We start from the raw sequence: 17,700 nt of genomic DNA on the forward strand, positions 1-17,700 counted from the left end.
CTTTGCGACATTCGAGAGATTGAAGGGATTTGTCAGGGCCTTAGCCCGCTTCGGCGGGCTTTTTTACGCCGTCTCCAGCGCCGCGGGTAACACAAGCACCACCCGCAGGCCGCCCAGGTCGGCAGGCTCCAGATCCAGCCGCCCGCCGTACAGGGCCGCCAGATCCTGCACGATGGCCAGGCCCAGCCCCGTGCCCGGCACCGTTTCGTCCAGCCGCACGCCACGCTCCACCGCCTGCGCACGCTGCGCCGCACCGATGCCGGGGCCGTCGTCCTCGACACTGACGACCATCTGGGACGGCTGCCCGCCAAGGACCTGCGCCTGCAAGCGTACGGTGGACTGCGCCCATTTGCAGGCGTTGTCCAGCAGGTTGCCCAGCATTTCCTGTAGGTCCTGCGCCTCGCCCGCAAAGAACAGCGGGGCATCGAGCAGCGCCACCGTGATGTCCACCCCGCGCCCGGCATGCACCTTGTTCATCACGCGCACCAGTCCGCCCACCACCGGCTCCAGCGCCGTGCGCTGGCCGGGCAGGTGTGCCGATGCAGCCACGCGGGATCGCGCCAGGTGCCAGTCGATGTGGCGCCGCGCCACCTGCACCTGCTCGCGCACCAGTGCAGCCAGCGCTGCGCCATCACTGGGTGCTGGCGCGCAGGCCGCGTTCTCCAGCACCGAAAGCGGGGTTTTCAGGGCGTGCGCCAGATTGCCTGCCTGGGTGCGCGCGCGCTCCACCACTTCTGCATTGCGTTCCAGCACGGCGTTGAAGTCATCCACCAGCGGCTGCATCTCGGCAGGGAATGCGCCGTGCAACCGTGTGATGCGTGCCTGCTGCACATCCTGCAAGCCCCGCTGCAACGCCTGCAGAGGCCGCAGGCCCACGGCCACCTGGGCCCACGCGGCCGCTGCCAGCAGCACCAGCAGGGCCGCCAGCGACAGCGCCAGCACGCGCGTGAACTGCGCGGTGGCCGCTTGGGTGGCCTGCAGATCGGCCGCCACGATCAGGCGCCAGCGTGCTGCATCCACGCCCTCGGCACGCACGGTGCGCTCCAGCACCAGCAACGGCGCGCCCTGCGGGCCTGCCACTTCGTGCATATGCACGGCACCGTCAGCCAGCGCATCCACCTGGAGCGTCAGGCTGGTGTCCCACAACGAGCGCGAACGCAGCACCCCGGCCCGGCCGCGCCCATCGGGCGCCATGGCGTCCACCTGCCAGTACAGACCCGAATAGGGTTTGAGCCAGCGCGGGTCCGACAAAGCCTGCGCGGCAATCACAGGCTGGCCCTGGGCATCAAACTCCAGCCGCGCCGTGACCTGGTCCAGCTGCTGCACAAGGGCCGCCTCGAATTGGCGCTGCACATGCTCGCGGAACAGCCCACTCAGCACCAGGCCCGCCAGCACCACCGCCACCGTCAGCCCCGCCACGGTCACGGCCAGTAGCCGAAACCGCAGGGAACGTGACCAGCGCAAACCGCCGCGGTTCGCGCCCCGTTTCATGGCGGCACCAGGCGGTAGCCCATGCCACGCACCGTCTCGATACGGGCCGCGCTGGCCGACGGCGACTGCAGTTTTTTGCGCAGGCGCCCCACAAAGACTTCGATGGTGTTGGAGTCCCGGTCAAAGTCCTGCGCGTAGATGTGTTCGGTCAGTTCTGCACGTGACACCAACACGCCAGGGCGGTGCATGAGGTAGTCGAGCACCTTGTACTCGTGCGCCGTGAGTGCCACGGGTTGGCCCGCGCAGGTGACGCGGCCACTGCGGGTGTCCAGCGACCAGTCGCCACACTGCAACACCGCAGACGCCTGCCCGCTGGCGCGGCGGATCAGCGCACGCAGGCGTGCCAGCAACTCTTCGAGGTGAAAGGGCTTGGTCAGATAGTCATCGGCACCCGCATCAATGCCCGCCACCTTCTCGTGCCAGTTGTCGCGCGCGGTGAGGATCAGCACCGGCATGTTGCGCCCCTCGGCCCGCCAGCGCTTGAGCACCGTGAGCCCATCCACCACCGGCAGGCCCAGGTCCAGCACCACGGCGTCCACGGCCTCGGTGTCGCCCAGGAACTGCGCGTCGCGCCCGTTGTCGGCCTCGTCCACGGTGTAGCCCGCGCCTTGCAGCGCGGTGCGCAACTGGGTGCGCAGCTGCGTGTCGTCTTCTACGAGGAGGATGCGCATGGGCTTTAGAACCTGTTCAGTGTCTTTTTAGGGTCGCACAAGTACCTTGCCCGAAGGGTTGGAGTGAAATCGGGCGATTGGAAGCCTCGGCTGCTTGCATGGGCATGCGCCCACGCGGGGCAGTCTTAGCGGTGTTCTCGGCCGGTACGTTGATCGTCGCGCGATTTGACGCGCAGCACCTCGGCCGTGCGTGCATCGAGCTTGACCTTGGTCAACTGCCCCGCAGGTGTGAGCAGCTTGATCTCGTAAATCCAGCGATCCCGCTCCTGCTCCAGCTCCACTTCGAGCACCTGGCCGGGCACTTCGCGCTGCAGGCGCTCCAGCACTGCAGGCAGCGGCAGCACCTGACCCGCCTGCACGGCCTGGCGGGCGCGGTCGTGGTCGTCCTTGCCGCTGGCCAAGGCGTTTGGCGCGATTACCGCTGCAGCCCACAGCAGACAAGCTGCCGCACCCCAGCGCATGGCGTGGCAGCGCTCTGAAGCACGGTGGGGGGAAAAAAGCATGGGTGCATTGTCCCGCGCAGTGTCTGAACGGCCGATGAACAGCCCTTTCACGCGCCGTTCAGGCTGGGGTTTCAACAATGGCTGCATAGGACAACCAACACCTACAAGGACACCACGATGACAACCGTTCGCACTCTGGCCCTGGCTGCACTGTGCCTCTGGGCCGCAGCCAGCCCCAGCCACGCCGCCGACACCACCGCCGCCCGGCAGCTCGCGCACTGGAGCGCGCAGGCAGGCAGCCCCGGCAATGCCGACAAGGGCAAGGTGTTCTTCACCACCCGGCACGGCGGCGAGTGGTCTTGCGCATCCTGCCACGGCACGCCACCCACCGCCCAGGGCAAACATGCCAGCACCGGCAAGTCGATAGCGCCTCTGGCCCCCGCCTTCAACCCCAAGGCATTCACCGACACCGCCAAGGTGGACAAGTGGTTTCGCCGCAACTGCAACGACGTGCTGAGCCGCGAATGCACGGCTGTGGAGAAGGCCGATGTGCTGGCGTACCTCAACGCCCTCAAGCCCTGAGACCGACACCATGAAAAAACCTGCCCCCCTACGCCCTGCGGCCCTGGCCGCCGCTGTGTGCGCACTGACCCTGCTGTCAATCTCCAGCGCCCATGCGGACAGCGGGCGCGCCATGCCCCGCTACGTGCCCAGTGCTTTCACGCAGGAATGCGCCGCCTGCCACACCGCCTACCCGCCCGGGCTGCTGCCCTCTGCGTCGTGGAACCGCGTGATGACGGGGCTCGACAAGCACTATGGCACCGACGCATCGCTGGACGCGGCCACCGTGCGCCAGCTCAACCAGTGGCTGCAGGCCCACGCCGGCACCTACAAGCGCGTGAGCGAAGAGCCTCCCGAGGACCGCATCACCCGCTCGGCCTGGTTTGAGCGCAAACACCGAAAGATCGAGCCCGCCGCCTGGAGGCTTGCCAGCGTGAAAAGCGCCGCCAACTGCGCGGCCTGCCACACGGGTGCCGACCAAGGGCAATTTGACGACCACGACCTGCGCATACCGGCGGGGCTGGATGCCCGATCACGCCGCGCCTGGAACGACTGAACCCAAGGACAACACCATGCAAACCACCCCCTCCTTCGACCCGGTCAGCGCCACAGCGCAGCCAGCGACTGCCCAAACGCCCAGCCGCCGGGTCACCGACGCGCCCACACGCATGTTCCACTGGCTGTTTGCGCTCTGCTTTGTGGGTGCCTACGCCACCGCCGATGGCGAGCACTGGCGGCTGCTGCACGTCACGCTGGGCTACACCATGGCGGGCCTGCTGGGTTTTCGCGTGCTGTACGGGATCTTCGGCCCGCGGACTTCGGGCCTGGGCCTGCTGTGGCGCAAGCTGGCCGGGGCTCCCGCATGGCTGCGCACCCTGTCCCAAGCACGCTCTGCCAGCCAGGTGAGCCAGGTGAACTGGCGCCAGGGGCAAAACATGCTGATGACACTCGCGGTGGTGCTGCTGCTGGTCCTGGTCGTTCCTATCACCTTGAGCGGCTACGCCACCTACAACGATTGGGGCGACGTGTTGGGTGGCGACTGGATCGAAGAAGTGCACGAGTTCTTCGGGGAAGCCATGCTGTTTGTCGTGCTGGCCCACCTCGCATTGATTGCCGGCCTGAGCATGCTGCGGCGCAAGAATCAGGCACTGCCCATGCTGACCGGGCGCGTGGAAGGCCCCGGGCCCAACCTGGTACAGAAAAACCGCACCTGGCTGGCGGCCGCGCTGCTGCTGGCAGTGCTGGCCTTTGGCGCATGGGAGTGGCAGCAATCGCCCAATGGTTTGATTGCCAGCGGCACGACGAGCGAGCGCAGCAGACACAACGATGACGACTGAAGCCCGTCAAAACAGCTTTCAGGATCAACCCATGAAAATCTATATGTGCGTGGTCTGCGGCTGGATCTATGACGAAGCTGCAGGCTTGCCCGATGAGGGCATTGCGCCAGGCACCCTGTGGGCCGAGGTGCCCGACGATTGGCGGTGTCCTGAGTGCAATGTGGGCAAGGCAGACTTTGTGCTGTGCGAGGTGTGAGGTGTGAGGTGTGATCTGGGAAACAGCTGCACCAGCACACTGACACTTTCACCGATCAAAGGTATAAGAAAGATCGCCTCAAGACTCCCCACGCCCCCAGATGCCCGCACAACCCCCACAGACTGGCCTTGACCCGGCCGTTGCCGCTCAGCGCCTGCGTGAAGAAGGCCCCAACGAACTGGGCATCAGCCAGCGCCGCACGCTGCGCGACATGGCCTTGGACGTGGTGCGCGAGCCCATGTTCTTGCTGCTGCTGGGCGCAGGCGGCATCTACCTGGCAATGGGCGACGCGCACGAGGCCCTGATCCTGCTGGGCTTTGTGGTGATCATCATGACCATCACGGTGCTGCAGGAGCGCCGCACCGACAACGCGCTGAACGCCCTGCGCGACCTCTCCAGCCCCCGCGCGTTGGCGCTGCGAGGCGGCACCATGGTGCGCATCGCAGGCCGCGATGTGGTGCGCGAGGACCTGCTGATGATTGCCGAGGGCGACCGCATCCCGGCTGACGGCACCCTGCTGCAGGCGCACGAACTGGCCACCAACGAATCGATGCTGACCGGTGAGTCCGAGCCCGTGGCCAAGCAGATTGCCGACAAGGTATTTGCAGGCACGCTGGTGGTCAGCGGCCAGGGCCTGCTGCGGGTGACTGGCGTGGGACGCCACACCGAACTGGGCCGCATTGGCCAGTCGCTCGACACCATTGCGCTGCAGGCCTCGCCATTGCGTGAAGAAATGGCACGGCTCACCCACAAGCTCGTGCTGATCGGCCTGTCGCTGTGCGTGCTGCTGGTGGCCCTGTTCTGGGCACTGCGCGGCGACGCATTGCAAGCAGTGCTGGCAGGCATCACCCTGGCCATGGGCATCCTGCCGCAAGAGCTTCCGGTGATCATGATCGTCTTCCTGGCCCTGGCTGCACGGCGGCTGGCGGCGCAGCAGGTATTGACGCGGCGGCTCAACGCCATCGAAACGCTGGGGCAGACCACCGTGCTGTGCGTGGACAAGACCGGCACCCTCACGCAAAACCGCATGGCCGTGGCCGCACTGTGCATTGCGGGCGAGGAGCTGGATGTGCAGAACCTGCCCGAAAAAGCAGCCGAGGCAGGTGGCACGGCGCTGCCAGAGGCCTTTCACGAACTGCTCGAATACGCCGTGCTCGCTAGCGAGATCGAACCGCACGACCCCATGGAGCAGGCCTTTCACCGCATGGCGGGGAATCATCTGGCAGGCACCGAGCACCTGCACCCCGCTTGGTCGCTGGCGCGCGAATATGAGCTCTCGCCCCAGCTGCTGGCCATGAGCCACTTGTGGCGCGACGGCACATCCGCGCACGATACCGTGGCCACCAAGGGTGCGCCTGAAGCCGTGGCCGACCTGTGCCATCTGTCTGACGCCGAGCGCGCCACCGTCAGCGCCCAGGCCGCCCGGCTGGCCGATCGGGGCCTTCGGGTGCTGGGCGTGGCCAAGGCCCAGCACCGCGTGCAAGACGACTGGCCCGGCATTCAGCACGACTTTGCCTTTGAATGGCTGGGCCTCGTGGCCCTGGCCGACCCCTTGCGACCCGAGGTGCCCCAGGCGATTGCAGAGTGTCACCAGGCGGGTATCCGCGTGGTGATGATCACAGGCGACCACCCCCGCACCGCACGCGCGATTGCAGCCCAGGCGGGCATCGCCCACGACCAGGTCGTCACCGGCGATGAAATGGCCTTGATGTCCCCCGACATGCTCACCGGCAAAGTCCGGCAGGTCAGCGTGTTTGCACGCATCAAGCCGCACCAGAAGCTGGCGCTGGTCGAAGCACTCAAGGCCCAGGGTGAGGTGGTGGCCATGACGGGCGATGGCGTGAACGACGCCCCCGCCCTCAAGGCCGCCCACATCGGCATCGCCATGGGCCAGCGCGGCACCGACGTGGCGCGCGAGGCCGCAGCGCTGGTGCTGCTGCACGACGACTTCGCAGCCATTGTTCAGGCCATCCACCGGGGGCGGCAGACCTTTGCCAACCTGCGCCAGGCCATGGTCTACACGCTCGCCGTGCATGTGCCCATCATCGGGCTGGCGCTGCTGCCGGTGCTGTTTGGGCTGCCGCTGGTGCTGGCACCGCTGCACATTGCGTTTCTGGAACTGGTCATCGACCCGGCCTGCTCCATCGTCTTTGAGGCCGAGGAAGGTGCGGCCGACCTTATGCAGCAGCCGCCGCGCCGCGCCGATGAACCCTTGCTTTCAGCCCGCCACATCCTGCTGAGCCTGGTGCAGGGCGGCGTGGTGACGGCTGCCGTAGTGGGCCTCTATGCCTGGCTGCTGGGCCAGGCCGCGCATGCCGCCACGGCCAGCACGGTCGCCTTCGTGGTGCTGGTGGCTGCCAACGCAGCGCTCATCCTGCCCAGCCGCAGCAACCAGACGAGCTGGCGCAGCCTGTGGGCGGGCCTCACGCCCGTCAGCCTGTGGGTGCTGGGCGGCACACTGGCGGCGCTGACTGCCATCACCACAGTACCTTGGCTGGCCTCAGCCTTCAAGTTTGCGCCGTTGCCGCCCCTGCATTGGCTCATGGCGATGGTGGCCGGGTTGACATTGACAGGGCTCTTTGCAGCCAACAAACGATGGCTCCGCCCCACAACGCTGGCGCACAATCATCCGACCGTCTGACCATCCCGCCACACGCCATGCCCATTGTTCTGGAATCGCTCGACCACGTTGTACTCACCGTTGCCAGCATTGAAAAAACCATCGCGTTCTATGAGCGTGTGCTTGGCATGACTGCGCGGGAGTTCAAGCCCCGGCGGTATGCGCTGCACTTCGGCGATCAAAAGATCAATCTGCACGAAGTAGGCACGGTGGTGGACCCGAACGTGCGACATGCCACCGCGGGTTCTGCCGACCTGTGTTTTCTCACGCAAACCCCGTTGGAAGAAGTGGTGACACATCTGCAAGCTGAAGGCGTCTCCATCGTGCAAGGCCCGGTGGGTGCTACGGGAGCGTGCCACAAGTTGCTGTCGGTTTACATCTATGACCCGGACGAAAACCTGATCGAGATCGCCAACGAAGTGTGAACGGTCAAAGATCCGTCGAGGTGGCCGCGCGCAGCAGCGATGCAGCGGGCGCCACCAGCTCCTGCAGCTGTCCGGCGCGCCCCTGCTCGATGGACTGGAGCACCATCTCGTTGATACCTCCCACCACCGCCATGGCCATCATGGGCTGCAGCGGGGCCTTGCGCAGGGGCGCCCCCGGGCGGTTGTTCACCACCTCCAGCATCAGGTCTACCAACTGCTGGTTGACGCGCCGCCGCGCGGCCAGGCCGGGCATGCCCAGGCCCAGGATTTCAATGAACAGAGTGCGCAGCAGAACCGGATTGCAGGCCAGCGCACCAAAGTACGCCGACATCGCCTGCTCCACCTGAGCCTGCCAATCGCTTTGGGGGTTGATGGCGCCACGCAGCACTGCCAGTGCGTTGCCGCTGGCCGATTCGTACAGCGCTGTCAGGCATTCGGCCTTGTCGGCAAAGTTCTCGTAGAAAGTACGCCGCGAGACGCCAGCCTCGCGCACGATGTCTGCAATCGTGGTGTCGGCATAGCCTTTGGTCGCCACAGCGCGGGCCATGCCCTGCAGCAGGCGATCCCGATGTTCCCTACCCTCGGTGGCGCCAGGTCGGGGTGCGGCTTGCAGTTCGGTCATGCTGGCAGATTCCCTTGGGGTTAACAGGTACTTGACAGTACCACATGCGCACTCCATGATTCCTCACCGCTGGTACTACAACGTACCAAACCACAAAGACGTTATCTTTTTACCGAGCTCCCGGAGATCCATCCCCATGACCGAACTCGTCGTGCGACGCCTGCTCATTGACCTGGAAACGCCTTTTGACCGCCACTGGTGCGGCGGCGATGCGTTTCGCACGGCGTTCTTCAATGCGCTGTCGATGAGCTTCCCGGTGGGCGAACAGTTCTTCATCGACGCTGTGAAGGGCGGGCACAAAGCCATGCCGCCCGAGCAACACGCGCAATTTGCCGACGAGGTGCGCGGCTTCATCGGACAAGAGGCCACTCACCGCCGCATCCATGCGCTGTTCAATGGGCACCTCGAAAAGCAGGGCCTGGTCAACGAATGGGCGTCCCGCGCGCAGGAGCGCATGAAGCTTTTTGCCGGAGCCGACCCACGCCACCCCCTGGCCGTAACGGCTGCCAACGAGCACTTCACCGCGCTGCTGGCCGAATGGCTGCTGGCCCACCCCGAAACGCTGGCGGGCGCCGAACCCCGCCTGGCCACGATGTGGCAATGGCACTGCGCCGAAGAGGCCGAGCACAAGAACACGGCGTTCGACATCTACCAGGCGCTGGGCGGCAACCACGAGTGGCGCATCACGTGGTTCCGCCGCATCACCCTCGTCTTCTTGGGCGACGCCCTGCGCCAGACGGCGCTGAACCTGCGCCGCGACGGGACGCTGTGGAAATGGACCACCTGGGCCAGCGCAGCGCGCACGCTGTTTGGCAAGGGCGGCCTGGTGCGCGAAACCTGGCGCCCATGGCGCGAATACCTGCGCCGCGACTTTCACCCCAGCCAGCACGGCACCGACCTGTCACAGCAATGGCTGACCCAGCACAGCGACGCCTACGTGCCCGTGGGCGCACGCTGAGCCACAACGCCAGAATGCGGTTTCAGGCGCTGACGGCGGCCGCTGGCTGGGCACCACGCCGCAGCACCAGACCACCAAACAGCGTCGCCAGTATGTACATGCTGACCGAGTAGATGGCCGCAGGCAGTGCCAGCTGAAAGTTGCCCAGCACCGACAGCGCGATGAAGATGGCGAGCGTGGAGTTGTGGATGCCGATCTCGAAACTGATGGCCGTGGCCATGGACTTGTCGAGCCCCGCCGCCCGCGACAGGTAGTACCCCGACGCAAGACTGATCGCATTGAACAACAACACGGCCGGACCGATGCCCGCGAAGGACTCGACCAGCGCCGTCCACTCCTTGGCAATCGCAATCAGCGCAAAAGCGGCCAGCACCACGGCGCTGAAAATCTTCATGGGCTTTTCCATGCGGGCGCTGAAGGCCGGCGCGCGCCGGTGCACCGCCATGCCCAGCACCACCGGCACGAGCACGATGATGATCACCTCGACCACCTTGCCAAACTGCAGCGGCACCACCTGGCCCGTGTGCGCAAAGGTGTTGATCGCCCAGTTGGTGATGAGCGGCAGGCTCACGATGGACAACACGGTGTTGATGGCGGTGAGCGAGATGTTCATCGCCACATTGCCACCAAAAAGGTGGCTGAACAGGTTGGCCGACACCCCACCCGGTGAAGCCGCCAGCAGCATCAGCCCCACCGCGTAGAGCGGCGCCACGCCCAGCAGCACGATGAGGGCGTAACAGGCCGATGGCAGCACCAGCACCTGCAGCACCAGGGCCAGCACCACGGCACGCGGATGCTGCAGCAGGCGCTTGAAGTCGCCCACCGTGAGCGAAAGGCCCAGGCCGAACATGACCAGCCCCAGGGCGATGAACAACAAGGTGGGAAGTATGGAAACAAAGCTCATGGGTCACGCGCGGGGCTTATGCAGGTGCCTGGCCGGTGCGCAGTCGCACCGGGCCGCTGCGCTGCTCGATCGCCGCCTGCACTTCCTTGCGCAAACCCAGCGCAAAGGCCCACTCGGCCACCACAAACAGCGGGCCGACGATCAGGCCCACCAAGTCGTCCACAAACGCGGGCTTGCGACCTTCGTAGTAGTGGCCCACGAACTGAATCACCCAGCCGACGGCAAACAGGCCGATGCCCGTGGCCAGCCACACCGCCATGCTCTGCAAAGCTACCCACTGCCCCCCCACCAGCATGGCCGCCAGCAGGGTCGCCATGGCCAGGCCAAAACGCATATCCAGCCGGAAGTAGAAGACGCTGGCCGCCAGCGCAGCGAACAGCGCAGGGCTCAGCGGCAACGCGCCCGCCATCCAGGTCGGGCGCGACAGCAGGATGACCACCGCAAACATGATCATCGGGACGCCCACAAAATGAGTGTGGATGTTGCGCGGGTCGCGGTGGTAGTCGGCGTACTGCGCAAGGTGGTCGATCAGGGTTTTCATGGGTGTCTCCGGCTGTTGTTTTGAGCAGCATCAATACTCGCCCCGGGGCATTGCCAGCGTCTGTCGTGCAGACGACAAAAAGGCACACTCCCACGGCACCGCCCCACCCTGCCTCGCGCCCAATCTGCACTGCATGACCGACCCCGCCACCTATCTGCCCGTCCTCCAGTCCGGCCGCTGGTTTGCCCACCTGCCGCCCGACTTTGCCCAGCCGCTGCTGGCCATGGCACAGGTGCGCCATTTGCAGACGGGCGAAGTGCTGTTTCTGCGTGGCGATGCGCCCTGCGGGCTGTATGCGGTGGTGCGCGGCGCGGTCAGCATCTCGGGCACGGGCGGCCGGGCCGACGAGGCGCGGGCCGCGCTGCTGATCCGCCTGGAGCCGCCGCACTGGTTTGGCGAAATCTCGGTGTTCGACAACTCCGCACGCACGCACGACGCGCAGGCCACCGAGCCCACCACGCTGCTGCACATTCCGCACGAGCGGCTGCAGGCGTGGCTGCAGGCCCACCCTCAGCACTGGCATGCGCTCGCGCTGCTGCTCACCGACAAGCTGCGCTCGGCCTTTGTGGCCATGGAAGAGCTGGCCCTGTTGCCTGCGCCACAACGCCTGGCGCGCCGCCTGGTGATGATGGCCGAGGGCTACGGCCAGTGGACGGCCGAGGGGCGGTCGCGCCGCGTGCTGTCCATATCCCAAGAGCAGTTGTCGCTGATGCTGGCCATCTCGCGCCAGACCACGAACCAGATCCTCAAGGACCTGGAATCGCGCCACCTGGTGCGCGTGCAACGCGGCGAGCTGGAGATTCTGGACCTGGCGGCGCTGCGCGCCACCTGCTATTGAATTGCTATTAAATATATAGCTACCAGCACTTTACCAACAAGCGCCAGAAGCATTTTTTACTTAAATAATAAGCACACATTTCATTTCCGGGCAAAATGACGGCCATGCAACTGAACTACATCGCCAACGCCTCGGTGCCGTCCGCCTCGGGCCGCACGATTGCCATGATCGACCCGTCCGACGGCCAGCCCTTCGACGAGATCCAGCGCAGCAACGCCGACGACATCGACGCGGCGGTGCATGCGGCCCGCCAGTGCTACAACGCGGTGTGGCAGAAGTTGGCCCCGGTGGAGCGCGGCCGACTGCTGCAAAAGCTCTCGGCCAAGATCCTGGAGCATGCGGACGAGCTGACGGCGCTGGAGCAGCGCGACTGCGGCAAGCCCACCAAGCAGGCACGCGCCGACGCGATTGCGCTGGCGCGCTACTTCGAGTTCTACGCTGGGGCGTGCGACAAGTTCCATGGCGAGACCATCCCCTACCCCGACGGCTACAGCGTGCTGACCTGGCGCGAGCCCCACGGCGTCACGGGCCATGTGATCCCCTGGAACTACCCCATGCAGATCTTCGGCCGCAGCGTGGGCGGCGCGCTGGCGGCGGGCAATGTGTGCGTGGTCAAGCCTGCTGAGGACGCCTGCCTGTCGCTGATCCGCGTGGCGCAGCTCGCGGCCGAGGTGGGCTTTCCCTCCGGCGCGCTCAACATCGTCACCGGCTACGGCCATGAGGTGGGCGACGCATTGGCGCGCCACCCCGGCATCGACCACATCAGCTTCACCGGCAGCCCCAAGATCGGCACGCTGATCCAGCAGGTGGCCGCCGAGCGCCACTGCCCCGTGACGCTAGAGCTGGGCGGAAAAAGCCCGCAGATCATCTTTGCGGATGCGGAACTCGATGCCGCCATCCCCGTGGTCATCAACGCCATCGTGCAGAACGCCGGGCAGACCTGCTCGGCCGGCTCGCGCGTGCTGATCGACTCGCTGATTTATGAACCCCTGCTGGAGCGCCTGGGCAAGGCGTTTGAAAAGTTGCGCGTCGGCCCCGCCGCCATGGACCTGGACGTGGGCCCGCTGATCCGCCAGACGCAGCAGCAGCGCGTGTGGGACTTTCTGTCGGACGCGCAAGTGGCCGGCATCCCCATGGTGGCCCAGGGCGTGGTGGTGGACGAAGCGCCCGAGACCGGCTACTACCAGGCCCCGACCCTGCTGCGCGATGTGCCCGTGGGCCACCGCCTGGCACAGGAAGAAGTCTTCGGCCCCGTGCTGTCGGCGATGGCCTTTCAGGACGAAGACCATGCGGTGGAGCTGGCCAACGCCACGCAATTCGGCCTGGTGGCCGGCATCTGGACGCGTGACGGCGCGCGCCAGTTCCGCATGGCCAAGCGTGTGCACAGCGGCCAGGTGTTCATCAACAACTACGGCGCGGCCGGCGGTGTGGAGTTGCCGTTTGGCGGCGTCAAATCCAGCGGCTATGGACGCGAAAAGGGCTTTGAGGCGCTGTACGGCTTCACCACCTTGAAGACCGTTGCCATCAAATATGGATAACCCCCTGTGTCGCTGCGCGCCTTCCCCCTTGGGGGGACGCCGCCAGCGCGGCGGGGCGGCCCTTGCGCGGCGGCCCTGGCGTAGGCCGCGCCAGTTCCAGTCTCTCGCTACCTAGTCACCATAAAAAACGCATGCCCCTGAGCCCCCCCGCCCCCCGCACCCTGAAACATGTCCGCCGGGTGAACTACCAGGGCTTTGAACGCGACGATGGACTGTGGGACATTGAAGGCGAGCTGCACGACAGCAAGGCCTACGACGCCACCTCTTTTCGCGACCCCACCAAACAGCGCCTCGCGGGCGAGGCCATCCACCACATGTGGCTGCGCGTGACCGTGAACCGCCAGCTGGTGGTGCAGGCGATCGATGTGGCGATGGATTCGCACCCGCTCCAGGGCTGCACCGAGGCCCAAACTGCACTGCAGCACATGGTGGGCTGCAGCATGGCGCGCGGCTGGCGCCAGTCCATCCAGAAGCACCTGGGCTGCGTGGCGAGCTGTACCCACCTGCGCGAGCTGTTGTTCAACCTGGCCACCGCGGCGTTCCAGTCGGTGCCCGCCGTGTTTTCGTCCAGCCACCCCGACGAGCCACCGCGCCACCTGGGCCAGTGCACGGGGTGGGACTTCAACGGCCAGGGCGTGAAAGAGTTTTTCCCCCAGTTCTACGGCCGTGCGCCGCAGGCCCCCAAGCTGGCGGAGCAAGCCACAACCACAGATTTCACTGCAGAAATTTCAGCCAAACAAGCCCCTAGCGCTTGAAACTAAAGCGTCAGTAGCTATCAATTTTGAATAATTCAAGGAGCCATTCCATGCGCGTTTCGAACAAATCCATCATCGTCACCGGCGCTGGCAACGGCATTGGCGAAGGCATCGCCAAACGCCTGGCCGCAGAGGGCGGCAAGGTCATCGTCAACGACATCAATGAAGCCGGTGGCCAGCGCGTGGTGGCTGAGATCACGGCCGCCGGCGGCACCGCCGCGTTCTTCAAGGCCGACGTGACGAAGTCCGCCGAAGTGAAGGCGATGGTCGACGAAGCCGTGCGCCTGTACGGCCGCCTGGACGTGGTGGTGAACAACGCAGGCTGGACGCACCGCAACCGCCCCATGCTCGAAGTGAGCGAAGACGAGTTCGACAAGGTCTACGCCATCAACATGAAGAGCATCTACCTGAGCGCCATCCACGCCGTGCCCGCACTGCGCCAGGCGGGTGGCGGCAGCATCATCAACATCGCCTCCACCGCCGGGCTGCGCCCCCGCCCAGGCCTGACCTGGTACAACGGCTCCAAGGGCGCCGTCATCATCACGAGCAAGTCCATGGCCGCTGAGCTGGGCCCCGACAACATCCGCGTGAACTGCATCAACCCCGTGTTCAACCCCGACACCGGCCTGGCCGCCGAGTTTGCGGGCGGCCCGGTGGACGATGCGCGCCGCGCCAAGTTCCTGGCCACCATTCCGCTGGGCCGCTTCTCCACCGCGCTGGACGTGGCCAACGCCGCGCTGTACCTGGCGAGCGAAGAGGCGTCGTTCATCAGCGGCGTGTGCATTGAGGTGGATGGCGGGCGCTGCGTGTAAGTCAGCAAGCAAACAAACAGGCGTCGCGGCATGCTCTCTGAAGCAGCCACCACGCCCCTTTTTGAGCGGCCCAATCCGCACTAGGGCAGTGCGGATTGATTTGACGGTGCAGGCCCTGCTGCCTATAGTGCCGCCGATGTTTGCGAGCCACTCTCCCGCCACAGCCGCCAGCGCGACCGCGCCGCTGCGCCGTGCCGCGCGCTCGCAGGCCACGCTCCAGGCCGGTGACCGCGCTCTCTGCACCCTCGCTGCAGATTCCTGAGCCCGGCGACACCCCCTCCCCTTCGCATTCTTTTCGCGCACCTCTTGTCGCCGGGCCCCACGCCCAGCGCCAGCTTGCGCCTTGGCCACTGCCGGGGCGCGGACGTCAGGAGTGTCCATGCCCCCGTTCCCTTCGGGCGAGATTTCGCTCGCCCCATGCGCCCTTGCGCACAGCCTGCCCGCCGATGAGGCCATCGCCAACACGTCTGCCACCACCGACATCACCCGCCACTTCATCCGCGCCAAGCGGCCTTGTGCCGACGGTTACCGCTGGTACCTGCGCCGCCAGGAGGGCGCCAGCAACTACCAGGCGCTGCTGGACGACCTGGTGCGTGAAGGCCGCGTGGAAGACGCGTGCTGGATGCTGGACCAGTTCGGCCCCACCAACGATGTGCTGGAGGTGGACCACCTGGAGGCAGACGCGCTGGTGTTTGCGGGCAGTGTGCGCTGCCGGGGCCATGCCGACGTGGAGGGTGTGCTGCGCACGGGCCGCAGCCTGAGCGTGCTGGGCGGCCTGCGGGTGGGCGGCGCGCTGCGCGTGGGCGAAGACCTGCGCGTGGCGGGCGCAGTGCGCTGCGAGGGCAGCGCGCGGCTGCACGGCGATGCGCGCGTGGGCTGGTCGCTGACAGTGGCGCAGCGACTGCAGTGCACAGGCAGCCTGCGTGTGGGCGGCGAGCTGGACTGCGGGGCTGCCGCCCACGTCGGTGGCCACTGCCGGGTGACCCAGGATCTGCGGGTGGTAGGCGACCTGGGTTGCGACGGCGGCATCAAGGTGGGTGGCCACTTGCAAACCGATGCTGCCGTGCAGGCTGCCCGGGGCGTGTGGGTAACGGGCGACGTGGACTGCAAGGGCCACCTGCAGGTGGGCTGGGGTGTGCGGGCCGGTGGGCACATTCACGCCGGAGGGGCCATCCGTGCGGGCGAGAGCCTGTGGGCGGGCGAAACCATCGCGGCGGGTGAGGCCTACGGCGTATACGCAGGCCTGGTGGTGCCGCTGCCCGACTGGCCCCACAGCGCCCAGGTGTGCGCCCGCGAACAGCCTGCACGCCTGCTGAGCGGCTGCTGGACCGATGGCCAGGGGAACACGCCATGATGGCCATCGCCTGCAGCCTGTGCGACCCACGCGACGCCACCGTCATCGCCAACACGTGGCCCGGCCAGGGCTTGCTGGGCGTGTGGGCCCAGCGGCTGACCGAACTGCGCATCGACGTGGATCTGTCGGGCCGCGACATCCAGCGCGAGTTCGAGGCGCTGTACGACCGCATCCGCACCAACCACCGCACGCGCGATGCGATGCAGCCGTTGCCCTTGCATCTGCATGGGCTGGTGTTTCGCCTGCGCGAGGCCGACGGCGAATACTTTGTGTATGCCATCGACCCGCAGCGCAACCGCATCGTGGCCTACACCGTGTTCAACCGGCTGGTCGAGGTGGACCGCCGCACCGACCGCCACCTGCGTGCGCCCCACACCAAGGTGGTGGACTGCTACCGACGCATGGGCATTGCATCCGCCATCTACCGATGGTGGCTGGACTCAGGGAGGAGCCTGATAACAGGCGCACGCCAGTCGGCCGGCGCCCATGGCCTGTGGATGGCCCTGGCACGCGACTACGAACTGGCAGCGGCGCGCATCGACACCCACAAACGCGTCCAGCAGCTGCCGCTTCCACCTCCCCCAGGGTTTTTCAACGCGCTGGACACCCGGCTGGTGCTGGTGGGGCGCGATTGCCGCCTGGCGGACTTCATGCAGCATGCGGGCTGGGGCGGCTGATCGGGTGACCCCGGCCGCTCCCTGCCTCTCAGCCCAGCACCTCGCGCAGGGCAGCGTCGTACAGGCCGGTGAGCTTGTCCATCACCCCCAGCAGGCGTTCGCTGGTGGTGGCCACGGCGTTCAGCCCCGCGTCATCGGCCGGGCGGCGCAGCGCGGATTCAAAAAACAGCCACTGTGAGTCGGCCAACTCCAGCTCGTTGCGGATGGACGATGTGGACACGGGCGCCGCCTTCAATGTCTGCAAGGCCTGGCGAAAGTCCGCCGCATCGGACGCCAGCTGCGCCTGCACCACCTTGGAATCCACCTTGGCAGCACTCAAAAAGTAGTTCTTGGCCAGGCGCTGCGACAGCATGCGCTGGCGGCCCGCCAGGTTCACCAGGCGGGCACTGGGGGCCTGTGCCAATTTTTCGATGGCCTCGGTCACGGCCTGCGCAATGAGCAGCGTTCGATCGGCCTGTTCCGATGCCGCCGCTACCAGGGCCGTGGTGGTGGCGGGCGCCGAAGTCATCTGGTTGAGCAGGGCAAACTGCTTTTGCACTTCTGCCAGCTGCCGCCCGACTTCTGCAGGCCACTGGCCCGACTGCATGCCTCGGGCCAGTTCGCCGCTGCCCGTCTGCACCATCTTTCGCGCCAGCCCCATCACATCCACCGCCGCAGCAGGCAGCACCTGCAGGTACTGCTGGCAATAGGCCTTGGCCATGCGCTGCGACAGTGCGCGAAACCAGCCCGCATAGTTGATGGCCCCCGACAACCCCATCTGCGCCTGGGCTCCAGTCGCCCAAGTTGCCCAGGTGGGCAGCAGAACACCCGCCGCAACCCGCTGAAGGGCCACACGGCGCTGGCATGGCGTGGCATCGGCAGAAAATTCGCGCGTCAACATGGGAATCCCCTTGAAATCGAATAGGCAGATTGTTGCAACGCAGCAACCAGAACGCCCTGCGCCATGTCAAAGGCGGG

General features: G+C 66.3%; 20 protein-coding genes. 13 read left to right on the forward strand and 7 right to left on the reverse strand.

Annotated elements, in window-relative coordinates; all coding sequences use genetic code 11:
- Positions 1-63 precede the first annotated feature (63 nt).
- The 3 genes from AC2YJX_RS04085 to AC2YJX_RS04095 all read right to left on the reverse strand — a co-directional run bounded on the left by AC2YJX_RS04085 (position 64) and on the right by AC2YJX_RS04095 (position 2,665).
- Positions 64-1,491: a sensor histidine kinase gene (locus AC2YJX_RS04085; protein ID WP_487255327.1), complete on the reverse strand. Its 1,428-nt coding sequence runs from the start codon at positions 1,489-1,491 to the stop codon at positions 64-66.
- Positions 1,488-2,162: a response regulator transcription factor gene (locus tag AC2YJX_RS04090; protein ID WP_121506015.1), complete on the reverse strand. Its 675-nt coding sequence runs from the start codon at positions 2,160-2,162 to the stop codon at positions 1,488-1,490. The genes AC2YJX_RS04085 and AC2YJX_RS04090 overlap by 4 nt, the downstream gene beginning before the upstream one ends.
- 125 nt (positions 2,163-2,287) lie before the next feature.
- Positions 2,288-2,665 (reverse strand): PepSY domain-containing protein, encoded by a 378-nt coding sequence (locus tag AC2YJX_RS04095; protein WP_255484946.1) that lies wholly within the window; start codon positions 2,663-2,665, stop codon positions 2,288-2,290.
- A gap of 117 nt (positions 2,666-2,782) precedes the next feature.
- On the opposite strand from AC2YJX_RS04095, the gene AC2YJX_RS04100 reads away from it, so the two are divergent.
- The 6 genes from AC2YJX_RS04100 (at position 2,783) to AC2YJX_RS04125 (ending at position 7,744) form a co-directional block, all read left to right on the forward strand.
- Positions 2,783-3,187, forward strand: coding sequence for a DUF1924 domain-containing protein (locus AC2YJX_RS04100; RefSeq protein WP_487255328.1), 405 nt, complete (start codon positions 2,783-2,785; stop codon positions 3,185-3,187).
- A gap of 10 nt (positions 3,188-3,197) precedes the next feature.
- The gene (locus AC2YJX_RS04105) at positions 3,198-3,722 is read left to right on the forward strand and encodes a diheme cytochrome c (protein ID WP_487255329.1); all 525 of its coding nucleotides are present in this window, start codon (positions 3,198-3,200) and stop codon (positions 3,720-3,722) included.
- Positions 3,723-3,738: 16 nt separating this feature from the next.
- Positions 3,739-4,503, forward strand: a complete 765-nt coding sequence (locus AC2YJX_RS04110; RefSeq protein WP_487255330.1) for a cytochrome b/b6 domain-containing protein — start codon at positions 3,739-3,741, stop codon at positions 4,501-4,503.
- Positions 4,504-4,534: 31 nt separating this feature from the next.
- The gene (locus AC2YJX_RS04115; protein WP_487255331.1) at positions 4,535-4,699 is read left to right on the forward strand and encodes a rubredoxin; all 165 of its coding nucleotides are present in this window, start codon (positions 4,535-4,537) and stop codon (positions 4,697-4,699) included.
- A 100-nt stretch (positions 4,700-4,799) separates the two neighbouring features.
- Positions 4,800-7,340 (forward strand): cation-translocating P-type ATPase, encoded by a 2,541-nt coding sequence (locus AC2YJX_RS04120; RefSeq protein WP_487255332.1) that lies wholly within the window; start codon positions 4,800-4,802, stop codon positions 7,338-7,340.
- 17 nt (positions 7,341-7,357) lie between these two features.
- Positions 7,358-7,744 (forward strand): VOC family protein, encoded by a 387-nt coding sequence (locus AC2YJX_RS04125; protein ID WP_121420501.1) that lies wholly within the window; start codon positions 7,358-7,360, stop codon positions 7,742-7,744.
- A gap of 4 nt (positions 7,745-7,748) precedes the next feature.
- On the opposite strand, the gene AC2YJX_RS04130 is transcribed toward AC2YJX_RS04125, so the two are convergent.
- Positions 7,749-8,366, reverse strand: coding sequence for a TetR/AcrR family transcriptional regulator (locus tag AC2YJX_RS04130; protein ID WP_487255333.1), 618 nt, complete (start codon positions 8,364-8,366; stop codon positions 7,749-7,751).
- Between the two features lie 136 nt (positions 8,367-8,502).
- On the opposite strand from AC2YJX_RS04130, the gene AC2YJX_RS04135 reads away from it, so the two are divergent.
- The gene (locus AC2YJX_RS04135) at positions 8,503-9,324 is read left to right on the forward strand and encodes a metal-dependent hydrolase (protein ID WP_487255334.1); all 822 of its coding nucleotides are present in this window, start codon (positions 8,503-8,505) and stop codon (positions 9,322-9,324) included.
- 22 nt (positions 9,325-9,346) lie between these two features.
- Here AC2YJX_RS04135 and AC2YJX_RS04140 read toward each other — a convergent pair whose 3' ends face one another.
- Both AC2YJX_RS04140 and AC2YJX_RS04145 read right to left on the reverse strand, forming a co-directional pair.
- The gene (locus AC2YJX_RS04140; protein ID WP_121506008.1) at positions 9,347-10,228 is read right to left on the reverse strand and encodes a bile acid:sodium symporter family protein; all 882 of its coding nucleotides are present in this window, start codon (positions 10,226-10,228) and stop codon (positions 9,347-9,349) included.
- Positions 10,229-10,244: 16 nt separating this feature from the next.
- On the reverse strand, positions 10,245-10,769 hold the full coding sequence (locus AC2YJX_RS04145; protein WP_121420505.1) for an Mpo1 family 2-hydroxy fatty acid dioxygenase: 525 nt from the start codon (positions 10,767-10,769) through the stop codon (positions 10,245-10,247).
- Positions 10,770-10,902: 133 nt separating this feature from the next.
- Here AC2YJX_RS04145 and AC2YJX_RS04150 point away from each other — a divergent pair, with 133 nt between their 5' ends.
- The 6 genes from AC2YJX_RS04150 (at position 10,903) to AC2YJX_RS04175 (ending at position 16,743) form a co-directional block, all read left to right on the forward strand.
- The gene (locus AC2YJX_RS04150) at positions 10,903-11,607 is read left to right on the forward strand and encodes a Crp/Fnr family transcriptional regulator (protein WP_055398183.1); all 705 of its coding nucleotides are present in this window, start codon (positions 10,903-10,905) and stop codon (positions 11,605-11,607) included.
- A 104-nt stretch (positions 11,608-11,711) separates the two neighbouring features.
- Positions 11,712-13,145: an aldehyde dehydrogenase family protein gene (locus AC2YJX_RS04155; RefSeq protein WP_487255335.1), complete on the forward strand. Its 1,434-nt coding sequence runs from the start codon at positions 11,712-11,714 to the stop codon at positions 13,143-13,145.
- 131 nt (positions 13,146-13,276) lie between these two features.
- Positions 13,277-13,900 (forward strand): DUF2889 domain-containing protein, encoded by a 624-nt coding sequence (locus AC2YJX_RS04160; protein ID WP_487255336.1) that lies wholly within the window; start codon positions 13,277-13,279, stop codon positions 13,898-13,900.
- Between the two features lie 50 nt (positions 13,901-13,950).
- Positions 13,951-14,712 carry an SDR family oxidoreductase gene (locus AC2YJX_RS04165; RefSeq protein WP_487255337.1) on the forward strand — a complete coding sequence of 254 codons (762 nt, stop codon included), beginning with the start codon at positions 13,951-13,953 and terminating at the stop codon, positions 14,710-14,712.
- 379 nt (positions 14,713-15,091) lie between these two features.
- Positions 15,092-16,066, forward strand: coding sequence for a bactofilin family protein (locus tag AC2YJX_RS04170; RefSeq protein WP_487255338.1), 975 nt, complete (start codon positions 15,092-15,094; stop codon positions 16,064-16,066).
- The gene (locus AC2YJX_RS04175) at positions 16,063-16,743 is read left to right on the forward strand and encodes a hypothetical protein (RefSeq protein WP_487255339.1); all 681 of its coding nucleotides are present in this window, start codon (positions 16,063-16,065) and stop codon (positions 16,741-16,743) included. Before AC2YJX_RS04170 ends, AC2YJX_RS04175 begins: the two co-directional genes overlap by 4 nt.
- 28 nt (positions 16,744-16,771) lie before the next feature.
- Here the strand turns inward: AC2YJX_RS04175 and AC2YJX_RS04180 are convergent, their stop codons facing one another.
- Complete coding sequence (locus AC2YJX_RS04180; RefSeq protein WP_487255340.1) at positions 16,772-17,623, reverse strand: type IV pili methyl-accepting chemotaxis transducer N-terminal domain-containing protein; 852 nt, start codon at positions 17,621-17,623, stop codon at positions 16,772-16,774.
- Positions 17,624-17,700 lie beyond the last annotated feature (77 nt).

It is taken from the genome of Acidovorax sp. SRI_002, from assembly GCF_057586455.1.